At 45.3% G+C, this 14272-nt stretch carries 5 protein-coding genes; all 5 read right to left on the bottom strand.

The annotated features are described in order from the left end of the window. Window positions 1-20: 20 nt before the first annotated feature. The 5 genes from H6B30_RS02625 to H6B30_RS02605 are packed head-to-tail and all read right to left on the bottom strand — an operon-like array spanning window position 21 to window position 14218. Complete coding sequence (locus H6B30_RS02625; protein ID WP_239483458.1) at window positions 21-2105, bottom strand: fasciclin domain-containing protein; 2085 nt, start codon at window positions 2103-2105, stop codon at window positions 21-23. A 24-nt stretch (window positions 2106-2129) separates the two neighbouring features. Continuing rightward, complete coding sequence (locus H6B30_RS02620) at window positions 2130-3809, bottom strand: RagB/SusD family nutrient uptake outer membrane protein (protein ID WP_239483457.1); 1680 nt, start codon at window positions 3807-3809, stop codon at window positions 2130-2132. Window positions 3810-3866: 57 nt separating this feature from the next. After that, on the bottom strand, window positions 3867-7199 hold the full coding sequence (locus H6B30_RS02615; RefSeq protein ID WP_205107851.1) for a SusC/RagA family TonB-linked outer membrane protein: 3333 nt from the start codon (window positions 7197-7199) through the stop codon (window positions 3867-3869). A gap of 40 nt (window positions 7200-7239) precedes the next feature. Beyond that, entirely contained in the window at window positions 7240-9951 is a 2712-nt protein-coding gene (locus H6B30_RS02610; RefSeq protein WP_205107620.1) for a fasciclin domain-containing protein, read from the bottom strand. Window positions 9952-9967: 16 nt separating this feature from the next. Further along, complete coding sequence (locus H6B30_RS02605) at window positions 9968-14218, bottom strand: alpha-L-arabinofuranosidase family protein (RefSeq protein ID WP_205107618.1); 4251 nt, start codon at window positions 14216-14218, stop codon at window positions 9968-9970. Window positions 14219-14272: the final 54 nt, after the last annotated feature.

Raw genomic sequence — 14272 nt, 5'->3', positions numbered from 1 at the left:
ACTTTTTAATTTTCAATCAATTACAGATCTGTCTCCATTGCACCACTCGACGATATCCCATAAACACTTTTGGGAACAATCTCCAAGTAGTCCATCATAAACTCGTTATTGTTACCAAGCTTGCTCGACGATGTGCAACGTACGCGGATATAATGGTCTTTCTTCGGGTTGATGTGCACAGTGCAAAGCACAAGCCTGTATGTACGCGGGTTGTCTACAAATTCGTTGATTGTGGAACCGCTTGAATGGTAGCCACCGTAGGCACCACGATAATAACCGAGGTTTTTAAGCATCTTCTGGTCTTCAGCCTTCTCCTCATCTGTCATGTCTGCCCACTTCTTTGTGCCGAACTGGTCGCCGAGTATTGTCTCGTCAGACAAGCGCTTACGCATGTCTACAGGTATGCCCTGGGGCTTACCATCGAAGTAGATTTGTGCAACGCCACGGGTATCAAGGGCACAGAATCCCAGGCGAATCTGATACTCACCTTCGTATGGCACCGGAGGCAATCGGAATGTAAAGTCATAGTCGCCAAACAGATTGAATTCATCACCTTCGTACGACCAGAAGTTCCAGTGAGGGCGACGGTATACAAGCACTCCGTTACCTTCCATGGTCACATTGTCAAGATAGCCCTTTGGGAACCAATAATTCTTTCCGTTCTTAAATGTCTGGTCGGCTTTAGAACTTTCATCATCCTTTGTCGGGTCACCGTTAAGACGCATGTTCATTGTCATCACTTCGGGGAAGATAGTGGAAAAGTCCATCCTTATCCTGTCGTTCAGCACCTTCTCCTGAGTGTCCTTATTGAAGGCAATGATATCGTCAATATAGAAATACCGCCCATTGGGTGCATCCTGCAGATAGTCGGCCTCGACCGTGGGCTGGATTTTACTGCCATCAATGGAAAACTTGTCATCTACACGACGGTTGATGTATCTTTGCCCACGCTCAGAATTCCCCATATATTCGCGCACCGTGGCCTGCTCCAGCTTCATCATGGTGCGAGGCATCAATGTTTCATACCAGTCGCAAGGATTCATCTTGTCTATCTTAATGCCTATGGCACCATCCACTATGCCGGAGTGAACCTCTATCGGAGTAAGCTTGTTCCACCCTATCACGTCGCGCGTGAGTATGTGGTAGGCCATAAACATATTGAGAGGATTATTCCTGTCTGTGATCTTGTCAAAGCCATAGGCTGCCTTGTAATCAGCGTCGTCGGCAAAAACAGGGTCATAAATCATGCATGCAAGGTCATAAAGAGCCCTTACCATGCCGTTGGATGTGGAAATGCCGTATTCCTTGAACTTTTTCTCATACAAGTCATCAGGCTCGACAAAAACAGTAAAACCATACTTTTTCTCCTCAGGAGCGACAGCTATCTCGCGCCAGAAATCAGACGTGTATGAATATGTTCCATATTTCGAACCGTCATACGACTCGTCTTTCGTCTTAATGAGTGTGTCACGCAGGCCGGTGGCAACAAGACCTTCGTAAAAGATGCGTATCCTGTCATTTGCCTTCAAAACATCAGATATTGAACTGTTGGAATTCTCAAGCAAGACATCTATCGGGTGGATTATTCCGTTTTCTACAGAATCGTCTTTCAGGTCGAAAATGATGTTTGACATACGGTTGAGTTGTACGACAGAGTTGTCGTTCTTGTCTACAGTATGAGTAATCTGTATGTACCTCTTGTTCATGTTGGCAGTATTCAGCGTACCGTCGTTCATGTCAATAGTCGCATACATGTTATTGACAAGATGCGTGCGTGCGATGGTGTCACACTGTTCCCGGGTAAGATCCTTTACACTATTCAAACCCTTCTTGTTCAAATAGTTTTCAACCACCTTGTTTGAAGGAAGGAAGCATGTATAGTGGCCGTATGCCGACAGCAAATCGGTCATGCCAGCCTGGTCGACAATGTAAGCAAAGTCGCTGTATTCCGGCCTGTTCCTGAAATAGTCGCTCATCATCTCACCTGTAAATGTATAGAAATTCTCATCATCAGGTTCGTCAGAGCAACTTACGGTAGCCATCCCGGTCAGTGCGCATACGACACCGACAAATATGTATTTTAGCCGCTTCATAGAATTCTCCATTTTACATTTATGTTGATACCAATCTCAATTATTCTTATAACTATTATTCTCACCACTACCGAAAGCAGGATTCTGATGCAAATTCTTGTTCACTTTCAACTCGTCTACATTATATGGCCAAAAGATGGCATCAAGCTTTCTGAACTTGTTTTGTATGGCAGACGTATTGGAGGTAAATTTCTGGAGCACCTGTGTGCTGAGGAAATTTGTGTTACCATCCCTGAGTGAACGACGGACGAGGTCATACCACCGTTTTCCTTCAAACATCAATTCACGCTGGCGCTCCTGCATGACGAGCAACTCTATTTTCTCCTTTGTGTTGTAAGCTGTAGCCACAAGCGTATCTTTAATCTGGCTTAACGGCTGGCACAAAGAACGCTTGTTGACCGCATTTACCAAAGCAAACGCTTCGTTGTAGTAACGCTCGTCTTGTTCCGTAAAGGTTTCATTATTGCTTATCAACTGAGCCAAAGCCTCGGCTTTTAGGAGCATTATGTCCGACAGGCGATATATTATCCAGTTGGTCTTAACTTTGTTTTCCGGGAAAAAGCCACTCACCGTAACCTCAGCCGTACCAGAAGAAAAGTTAATCTGCGACAGCGTGTGCGCATACTTTATTATAACATTGCCACGCATGATATTTTCATACGCCCGCGCATCATACTTGTTGTTGAACACGGCAAAGGTCTTAGACTCCATGTCATCGCCTATAAATGACGATGCTGATGCGTATCCCATGATGCCGGAGTTCTTGGAGTTGCCATAGCAAAGACTAACGGCTCCGTTAGATGGCATGTTGTCATCTGGCATGAAGGTCAGCTCAAAGATACTTTCGGAACTATTGCCTGTACCGAATATCTGGTTATAGGCATATCCGTAAGTAGACATTGAGCTGTTATAGTCGGTGGGAATCAGAGGGTAGCCGTTGGTTTTTGCATAGTCATCATTGACCATGCCGCCATTGGCTTCTTTAGCCTGCTTCTTCATCCTGTCGATGACAAGATCAGCGTAACGTATGCAGTTGTTATAGTCTTTCTTCCATAAATACATCTCGCACAACATGGCATAGATGGCCATCTTGGTAATGCGCCCTGTCTGATAGAGGCGTTGCGCCGAACTTGCCTCTGGGTATTTCTCGACAGCGTCGTCTTTTACTCTCTCAAGGTCGCCAATGAGGGTGTCGAGCACAACATCAAACTTAGTGGCAGGCAAATCCATCTTCTGGTTATCATCTATAAACGCCTCGGTTGAATACGGCACGTCACGGAACGTGCGTATCAAATAAAAATAGCAAAGCGCGCGCAATGCCGTAACTTCTGCAATGTCGGCCTTTAGCTCACTGTCGCTAAAGTTCGGGTCTTTCTTTGCAACGCCCGGAGCATATTTTATCACCGTGTTGCACCTATTGATGATACTATAAAAGCCGTCCCATGTTGTATAGAAGTTTGTTGCAAGGATGTTTTCCTTGAGGACATTCTCTATGTTCAAATCCTTGTCCAGGTTCTGCCCTCTGGATATGTTGTCGCTCCTGAACTCTCCCCATATCATCATGCGGAGCATCAGGTTGTTTGACTGCATGCCAGAATAACAGCCAGCGATGATACCGTCAACGTCGGTCTTCTCATTCCAGAACTTCTCTAATATTATTTCGTTCTGGGGCTCGAGTTCCAGAAAGTCGCCACAAGACGAAAGTCCTGATGACATAACGCCAGCAGCGAATACGCCCCAAATTATATTTTTTATTCTCATAACATCTTTCATTTAAAAATCAACAGTTACACCTAATGTATATGAACGCGTACGTGGCGTTTGTGCGTTATCTATAGCCGGGTCATATCCCCAAGCGCTTATGTCAGGGTCGACGCCAGTGTACTTTGTGATTACAAGAGGATTGTTTGCGCTGGCATACAATGATATACGGTTTAATCCCAGAGCTTTCAGCTGTTTCTTTTCCAACGCATAGGAAAGCTGGAAATAACTGGCGCGCAAATAAGATCCCGACTCAACAAACCGGTCGCTGACCAAAGTGTTGTAGTTGGAAGTCTCACCAAACATTGCCCTCGGTATCGACGTCACATCGCCTTCCTTGCGCCATCTGTAGTTCACTGCCTGGCTCTGATTGTCATTTCCAGTCATAGACTCAGCATGAAGTCGGGCCATATTCAATATCATATTACCTACACGGTAAGCAAACTGGGCTGTAAAGCGCCATTTGTTGTATGTCAAGGTAAAGCCAAACCCTCCGACAAGCTTGGGCAATGAGCTTCCAAGGTACACAATGTCGAGAGCATCGATATTACCGTCATGGTTTATGTCTTCATATATTGCATCTCCACCGGTGAATGGATAATTCTTGCCCGTGCCATCATTATTATAGTTGTAGCGCATGCGCAATGGGTTGCCTTCAGAGTCAACAATAACCTGGCCTTTTGAATTGAAGGCTACAGGAGCTGTCTTACCGGAAGCCAGGAAGGCAGCACACTGCTCTTCATCGAGATCCTTGAATGTCTCATAATTATATTGGTAGACACCCTTGTACCTGAAGCCATAAATGGCTCCCTGGGGATTGAACAGCTGAACGCGACGCAACCACTCACCATTCTTATAGGCAAAAGTTGAATTGAGCGACTTGAGCACATATTCGTCCATTTCAAGTATCTCGTTGCGGTTGTTGCCAAAGTTGGCATTTACGTCCATTATAGCCTTTCCGAATTTTATCAGCCTGTTGGTGTTTACGTGGAACTCCCAACCGACATTGCGCATCTTGCCACTATTGTGGTAAGGCACTGTCACGAAACCGCTGTTAGACGGTATGCGATAATTCTCAAGAAGGATGTCTGATGTGGTGGAACGGTATGTCTCGATGGCTATGGTCAACTTGTCATCCCACAAACCAATATCAACACCCAAGTTGTAACTTGACGTTTCCTGCCAACGCAAATCGGTAAGGCGTATGTTTAAAGGGTACATAGTCTGCATGTCGATGTATTTGTTTCCCGAAGCATATTTACTTGTATACAGGTAGTCAATCCTCGGTGCCGTTCCCACACGTCCCCAGCTCGGACGCAACGAAAGCATTGAAAGCCATTTGCGTGCAGGCTTCATAAACTCTTCGTCAGATATATTCCACCGCAGCGACAATGCCGGGAAATACCCCCAACGCTTGTTGGGGCCAAACTTCGTGGTGCCATCGGCACGCATAGAGAAATCTGCCATATACTTGCCTTTGTATGCATAATGCGCAGACAAAGTGAAATACATGGTGCGCGACTGTGAATATGATGATGCCAGACCCGTATTCACTCCGCCGGCATCAGGGCTTTCGATGCCACCAGAAGGAAGTAGCTTGGCTCCGTTAGACTGAGAGCTATTTGTGCCCGAATTCAACTCAAACCGCCCCATCATGATGAGAGAGTGATCCATATTGTTGAAATGCGGAGTAAACGTGAGTGTCTGCTTCGTATTAAAATTCACGCTCTTCAAGCTTGACGAAGAAGATGTATTGACCCCATTGTCCCACGATACGGTTTTGAGTTCTGCTGGATAAAATGAATCGTCGTATTGATTATATACACTCATCAACACACTACCACGCCAATCGAGACGTGTGTGCTGATCATCCGTACCAAGAAGGCGATAGTTTATCACCAGTTCGGGCACAAGGTCGTATGTACTCCTCGTCTTCTTGGCCAAGTAGGCACTTGCCACCGGGTTTACCAAGTCCTTTTGATTCTTGTCGAACACACTTGACGCAGATTGCAACATTTCGTAAAAACGGTCAGTGTCTTCACCTGTCACCGGGTCTTGCTCGTAAATGCTCATGTTGGGCATCTTCTTCATTGCAATAGCCAAAAGCCCATCGCTGTTGAATTTTGTCTTCGTGTAAGTAAGCGCAAAGTTAGTTGAAACGGTTATGCGCTCGCTGACATAATAGTCCAAGGCGACACGGGTAGAGAACCTGTCAAGGCCTTGCTTGATGACAGCTCCTTTCTCTGTATCATAGCCGCCACCAATACGGAATCGCGCTTTTTCACCTCCTCCGGTTATCGATATATAATGGTTCTGACGCCACCCGATTTGGGTTACGGCATCGCGCCAATCGGTATTATTGTTATATTGCTCGTACTCCGAAAAGGTTGGGTCGTAGTTGATTTCCCTGATGCTCTGGCTTCTGTTATCATCCTGGGTCGGATTGAAATAGCTTTCTTTGAGCATCATAGTATAGTCATCGCCACTGAGCAACTCATAACCCTTGGGCTGCTGTGTTGCGGTAAGTTTGAAAGAATAAGACACCCTTGGAGCCCCCATGGCGCCACGCTTGGTAGTTATCTCAATTACACCATTGCCACCTTGGCTACCGTAAACGGCTGTGGCTGCAGCGTCTTTCAACACCTTGATGTCTGAGATGTCTTCAGGATTTATGTTCAGCAATTCAGAAAAAGTTTCATTGCTTGCCGAAGCCAGGTCGTAGCCGGTCAAATCGACGCTGCGAATGTTGCCGTCGATAACGATAAGAGGGTTTGAGTCTGTCAGAGACGACAGAGACGAAGCGCCACGCAAACGTATTGTAGAGCCCGCACCAAGGTCACCGGAATTGCCCACGATGTCGAGACCGGCAATACGCCCTTGCAGAGCCTCGTCAACAGAAGTGAACGACAAACCTTCAAACTCTTTCATGTTGATGCTCTGGCTGGCGTATGAAATCTCTCGCTCGGGCACAGCAAGGTTATTGCCACCAACTCTTTTCTTGGAGGTTACAGTAACTTCTTTCAATTGTGTGGCATTGCCAAGTTTCACATTATAAACAGTACGGTTGATAGGCATTGTCTGCGGTTTGAGACCTACATAGCTGAAACGTATCTTGTTCTTGTCGCTCTTCACTGACATTGTGAAATTACCATTCAAGTCGGTGATTGCTGAATTAATGATACGCCCGTTCACATCAATTTCGCAAACGGTTGCACCCATCAACGGCCCCATTTCGTCGGACAATGTTCCATGAACAGTTGTTGTTTGCGAGAAAGCCGGAGAGCTTAACACAATAAGAAGCATCGAGAGTATGACCCGAAGCAAGCTATTGGTTGTGCGACGCATCTCTCGTGCCTGCATTTTACAATTATAGTATTCCATAAAATTATCTCCTCCTTAATTTTGCATTCGATATTTCATTCTTCCACAATGTCTTCTGGCTATTGCTATAGAACAATGGTCCGTCTATCTGATGAACCACGGCATCGGCCGAAGTATACAGAAGTTTGTTGTAGCCAGAACCTGACACCCAATACTCGCGGCAGATATTATTATAAAGGCCTGTGTTTTTAACAACTTTGCGGACATTTCCTGTCAAGTCGGTTATATTCAGCCCTTTGTTTGAAACGTCAACCGCAACCGGGTAGTAACGGTTCGTCTCCGCGTTAAGCACCATCGTCTCGTAGTTGTTTTTGAATATGGCAACACCATTCTCGCCTGTTTCAGGCGCTCCGTTCACTGCGACACCATTATCCTGGATATGGTATTTAACGAAATCAAGTATCCTGTTCTTAATCATTGTGCATGCCGCCTTGGCTGCATCGCGTTCTTCTTGCGAAGGCGCATTCTCCGACAGCAAGAACTGTTCGTCGTAATCATCCCACGTGGGCAGAACCCCGTCATTAACCAGCTTGAGTATTGACTCATTCGTTGGAACATAAACAGTATAGTTGTATGTTCCGAACAAACTTATGTTACTGTTGCTATTGGGATTCAGGCAACTGTATTTGTTGTCACCCAGTTTGACGCTGCTTGCAAGTATTATATCGTCCTTGTCCAGATACTGTGATCCTACCAGCAACTTCAAGAACTCCGAATACTCTTCATGTTCAAGAAGTGTCTGATAAACAGATTTGGATGCAGGCATGGGCACTTGGCTGGAAATGCTATACGACTTGCCATTGCCGGTAGTTGACATATCATAAATGGAATCTACCCTGACACTTAAGCCATGCTCCAACTGCCAGCCACCCGATACGGTCATCTGCCCGGGTTTCCCAGCATCGGCAACCTTTACCATGGTGCCATTCTTTGACTTATAATAGCTATATCCGTTTTCTATGTTGCCTACTACAATCATCTGGTTAACTATATCCTTAAGACGATTCTTCACCTGTGCTTCCGGAACGTTCTCAACTATTTTCTGGCCAATAACAATTTCTCCATCATCGCCAATGGTACATAAATAGCGATGTGCCTTTACTTTTTTCTCTCTTAAGTCATAATAGAACTCGAGAAGCGTCTGTCGGGTATCGCCGTATGTACATGGGTCTACATAGGTAAGCATCGACGTGTTTGTTGGCAACATCAGACTGTAATATGAGTCCATTGAATTTAGATATGGGGTGAACTCCAGTTCGTCGATAGCCCAATATATTACACTCATGAGATCCTGATGAATAAGGGCCGGGAACGAAACACTTGAGTATTCCATCGGACTGAACACACGATTAGTCTGGTAAACAACGCCATTGCAACCAATGAAACAACTGTCCACATCAGAGACCTTGACCCCCATTGACACCTTGGCGTCGTTGACAATGGATGAGAATTTTGAAGGTATGGCATCGGTAAAGGTTCCGAGCATATTTACCCTGAGCAACTTTGACAACACCAATTCAGGTATATTATCCCAAGATCCATACTTGTCTTTCAACACTTTACCATCGGCATTCCACCACTTCAGCAAAGCCTCGTTGCTCGGCACCAGCATTGCCCCTGCGTCATAGTGAAGGTCATAACCACTGGTGTTCTCATACATATATTGATTCCAGCCCGGATCAAATGTAAGAGTAGCCGGCACTTTCTCCTCTACAGGATTTCCTGATGTCAACGGATATGTCGTCACGGCAAGCCCATCTTTTCTGGAATCGGCAAAATAACGCAGGGTGAACACGGAGTCGACATCACGCCCGTATAGACGATTGTACTCTTCTGTCTTATACTTGTCATAATACGGTGCACTGAAACGGTCAATGAGATGCGACCACAATGACATGTTCGGATGCTGCCTCAATATTTCTGCCATGTTGTCGTAACCCTCAATGACTCCGTCCACCTTATGTATATAACCATTCTTGCAAGTTATGTCACGCTCAACCACCTTTCGGCCTTCAACAAAGGCATCGTTGACCGACGTGGCCTTGCCATTTGTCAAGATACGCACATCTTCATCAGTAAACGCCTGCTTACGCATGAACGCAGGCAATAGGTGAATCATTGGCTGCGACAATCCAGCCACCGAGCCATTGTTCATTATCCTACCGTCCTTAAACAGTATGATATCCTTTTTGTTTTGCTTATACCATGCCCAGGCCGGCATATCCCCATTCATGTCTTCGTGCCTCATCACGTAAATCGAATCAAAGACACTCGAAGAATTAGGACGCCTCATTGCCTTTCCTGCCTCTGGTGGGTCGGCACTTACATTAGACATTAACTCAATGAGATAGGCATTGTTTATCATCGACTTATTGAGGAGCTGTTTCTTTTGTGCGGTCGACAATTGCTCGTACGACCTCACGCCCAATTTGTTTGTCTGAAACCATTGGTCAAAAGCAGCGTCATCTGCAACAAATATTGTCACAGAGCCTGTACGGCTCATCTTATCATGAAACCCCAAGTCATCAATAAGCCTTAACACCGTTTTATAATTGCCATCAGAGTCCAACTCGTCATAAATAGAGTTGCCCAACCACGACGGCTGTCCTGTGAGCAAATCATCCTCACATGACTGGAATAATGTTGCGGTTCCCAACATTAGCCCTATGGCAATCATAGGGCCGAAGGCACCGTGCCTGATTTGTTTGCAATTCATGCTTTTATGTTTTTAGTTATTCTATTATTTTTTGTCCATCCTTGATGTATACTTTCCCATGCATGCCCTTGTTTTGCACTTCGCATCCGTCCAAAGTATATAGCTTATGCTTTTGCACATTAGCTTTTATATTGCCATTCACGGATGAAGGCTCGCCGAGATACTTCAGGTTGAAGTTATCAAAGCAGCACCAATCAGATGCAACATGTTCCATCTTCCTTATACCTATTGTTATCGGCCCAGTGGTGTTGTGTGACAGCCGCAATGCATTTGTATACAAACCGAATTTATTGAAGGCTTCATTTGCCGTTGTTACATTGTCAGGATAAGTATAAGGTGATAACCCATACTGGGTTACACTTTCATCGTATATGCTCATAATTGGTTCCTCGCTGTCATTTGCGTATAACACAGCGCAGGACTTTTCGGTACCGTTAACGTGTGCAGATACCGCATCCGAAACAGAACCGTTACGATAAAAGCTCTGCACACTTACTTCATATTCCCCCTTAGGCATGTTCTCTATGGTCTGTGAAAAATCGAATGATGTATTCCAATATTCAGCAACAGCCCCATTGGCCTGGGTAAAATTGGTTGAAACATTCCAGCCTTTCGCACCGTCCCTGAAGTCAGGGTTGACAAGCAAGGCCGTCATATCCACAGCCTTACCTGCCTCACCCATATTCTTGATATATTCCATGTATATATCCTTGCATTTTACTAGTGCATCGTATGCTGCATTCATCTCCTTAACGTTCTCATCAAACGTTGTTGAGTTACTTAGCGCATTTTGAGCTTTCAATATTGCATCGGCAATAGCGTCGTGCTTACAAGCTTTATAATATGACTCTGCGTCAGGCAATAGCGTCTTTACCCTTTCCCATAACTTTAGATAATCATACTCTTCTGATGATATCTTCAGTATGCTTCCGTGCTGGGCGGCCACACTGCCATTAATCATTGCCGGTGCCCCGACATTCAATCCATGCTCGTCCATGCCGCAAATCTTATATCCGTATCCATTGCCGGAATAATTAATATAAGCCAACATCCACTTGTCTGAACCGATTTGGCGCCATTGGGTCGGAGCCTCTATGGCCTGATTGTTTTCACCATAATGGAAATCAGGTGTAATAGTCCACTGGCAAACTCCGGATGTCTCGTTGGCGGCAGGGACAAGATGTTTGGCTGTTGCCCTGTCAAACCCTGATGTCTTCTCGCATTTATAAAGCATCACATAGTGTTTGTCTACATCATTCCATACAATATCTGCATCTATGACATCGTAGCCTGGATCAAACAACAACGCCGGGCGACTAAGTACATTCAAATCTTTGTCAATGATGCTATAATATATACGATGTCGGTCAGGAAAGCCAACGCTATAGTACATGACATAATTTCCACTCTCCCTGTCGTATATCACTTGCGGAGCCCAAGCGGCTGTCATCTCATCCGCGGTAATGCCGCCAAGAGCCTTTAGGTTGTCTTCCGACTCAAGGTCTATCTTTACATTTTTCGTCCAGTGCACGAGGTCGGGCGAAAGCATAAGTACCATGATATGGTTGCTCGTCCATCCCAGTCGTGACGTCATGTCTGTACCGGCCAACATGAAATTACCGTCATGCATGCGTGTTATGTATGCATCGCGCATTCCTCCGGTAACTGTATTGGCCTTAGTGTCAAAGACCTCTGCCCCACCAAGCATATCTTGCCAGTTGTTTCCGTATTTACTCAATGCATAGCTCGTGTATTCTCCATTTCTGTTCATATGGACAAAAAGATACGCCCCCATACCCCTGTCCTCTCTTTCATACTCCGGATACGACACTCGGATTTCTTTGCTTATGGACTCTGCACCCAGACGGAATACATTCAGCGAATATGGTGGAATGTCTAATGCCACATTTTCACCGTTGTCAACGGCCACAGGCTCTTTCGTGGGAACAATCACATCAGGGCGCTCCATCGTATTCTCATCTGTCCCGGAATCAGCCGAGAGCCTCTCTACGGTTCCGCTTGATATCTTCATGTTTTGCACATTGACATTGAGCCGCTGACTTTCGCCATGCGGGTTGACAACCTTTAGTATAAGCTCACCATTGCCTTCATCGATTTGCACACTCTGATATAAGGCACACTCTGTATTAAGGGTAAACGTATGAATCACTTCATTATCTAACAAACAGGTAACATCGGCACCATTAACACGGACTTCAATATCATACCATTTGTTGTTCTCTATCCTTCCTTGTCTTTCTACTACGGTCGATTTAGTGCCATTAACACATATCTCTACCCCATGCTTCCGGTTGTTCCAACCTCCGATGTTCCACCATGCATAGTTTTTACTATCCTTGAAATTAAACAAGATTAGGAAACCTTCGTTGCCACCGGTCTTCATTGCACGCACCTTATATATATAATTGCCATGCAGAGACTTGTCCATCACGGCTGTGCAATTCTCTGAAGATGAAGATTGAACAAAAGTGCCATCGGAAACATTCCAATTGCCATCGTTCACAATCCAAGCCCCGAGACCACCATCAAAATGGTCTGAGAACATCAGACTACCATCAGAACCATTTACGGATATATCATCAAACGCTACCTGTGTACCCCATGAACCAATTCCTACCTTAACATCACCACTGGCTTGAGCCAAAGCATTACCCGTCTCAGTCCACAAGAGGTTCTGTTGGCCAAGATTCAAATTCATCATTTTTTGGACATAATACGACGGTGTTACAAAATAGTCCGAAGCATTGAAATGAATCATGTCGTATGGCCAACGCAGATCTTTCTCGTGAGTAAATATCGGTGCGAAAGACGCCATCTGGCACACGTCGCTGTTGCGTTCCATACCCAACATGTATATTGCCTCGCCAAGCGCACTGTTCATGTTGCCATACTTACCATACCCACCTCCGTTCGCTGCGTATTCACCATTGTACACAATCGGGAATCTTGGGTAGTTGTCATACTTGCCATAATTGTTGCGCATCCATTGGAAATGGCGGTAATAATGCTCGTCAACAATTTCCACAGGATGACTGTTGCCCCATGATGGATTGTCAGTGCCCCATGCCTCTACATTGCCTATGGTCACGATATCCGGGTATTTTGCCTTGATAGCCTCATAAAACAGAATATACCTTTCTGCATACTCCGATTTCTCGCCCGGCGAATAATTCTCATTGCCTATCTCTACAAACTTCAAGCCATAAGGTTCGGAATGACCGTTGGCAATCCGCTTCGCTCCCCAATAAGTGGTAGCGTCTCCGTTGGCATACTCTATAGCATCGAGTACATCCTGGACAAGAACCATTGTAGAATCGTGTGACAATGAGAATCCATGCCCCAAGCCGATGTTTACAACAAACATTGGGGCTGCTCCTAAATCTTCGCATAACTGCAAGTATTCATCAAACCCCAGGCCATCAGACGACCAATATCCCCAGTTTTTATTATAATGGCCGGGGCGGGCTTCAATAGGGCCGATTGTCTTTTTCCATTGGAAAGCGTTGCCATAGCTACCCTCTCCTTCTACATAACAACCTCCGGGAAAGCGCAAAAATGAAGGATGCATGTCAGCCAGCAACTGTGCCAAATCGCTACGCAGGCCGTTGGGACGATTATTCCATGTATATGGAAACATTGACACCACATCAATGTCAAGACGTCCATTGGTGCCCGTAAGCAACAGTAGCTGTCCTCTTTCATCTGATTTTGTTGGTGTGATGGCAACATTAAGCTTCGACCAAGACGTGTTGCTGACAGTTCCCTGCAATACACCAGTACCTAAAATAGTCTTTCCGTCATTTGAACGTAGCTGCGCAATCAGCTTGCCAGAAAATGCAACATCGCCTTTCACCCACAGTGAAAGGTTGTAAGTTGAATCTTTAACGATGTTCATGCCCCAGAATCCGCTGTTGGCAACTCCCTTGATATTTGATTTCGACGCCCCTAAAACAGTAATCGACAACGCGTTGCGCTGAGAATCATTAAGCAAGCCTTTTGTTTTAAGCCGTATTGAAGCGCCATTATACGGAGACCAGTTTGCCATACCGTCTTCGAACGAACGATTGCTTATCAATTCGGCATAAAGCCCACCATCACCAGCATGATTTATCTCTTCAAAGAATAATCCATTATGGTAAGGCCCGATATGCGGCCCACGCCGCGTTGCATCTATGGTCATACAAACTTGTGCTAATGAATGGATGGCAATTGCACAGAGTACTCCCAGAGTTAGAAATCTTTTCATTTTAGGTTTGCGTTGATAAATATTAATGTTAGTTAGAAAATGGGAGGCAGACAG

It is taken from the genome of Marseilla massiliensis (assembly GCF_016899955.1).
Classification (GTDB): Bacteria; Bacteroidota; Bacteroidia; order Bacteroidales; family Bacteroidaceae; genus Prevotella; species Prevotella intestinigallinarum.
The sequence above is the reverse complement of the archived record's forward strand: the minus strand, read 5'-3'. Positions and strand labels throughout refer to the sequence as shown.

What these genes read in the sequence shown, in the direction of transcription:
- H6B30_RS02620 (WP_239483457.1), bottom strand. Translation starts at nt 3,809, where the DNA reads ATGTCATCAGGACTTTCGTCTTGTGGCGACTTTCTGGAACTCGAGCCC.
- H6B30_RS02625 (WP_239483458.1), bottom strand. Translation starts at nt 2,105, where the DNA reads ATGGAGAATTCTATGAAGCGGCTAAAATACATATTTGTCGGTGTCGTA.
- H6B30_RS02610 (WP_205107620.1), bottom strand. Translation starts at nt 9,951, where the DNA reads ATGAATTGCAAACAAATCAGGCACGGTGCCTTCGGCCCTATGATTGCC.
- H6B30_RS02605 (WP_205107618.1), bottom strand. Translation starts at nt 14,218, where the DNA reads ATGAAAAGATTTCTAACTCTGGGAGTACTCTGTGCAATTGCCATCCAT.
- H6B30_RS02615 (WP_205107851.1), bottom strand. Translation starts at nt 7,199, where the DNA reads ATGCGTCGCACAACCAATAGCTTGCTTCGGGTCATACTCTCGATGCTT.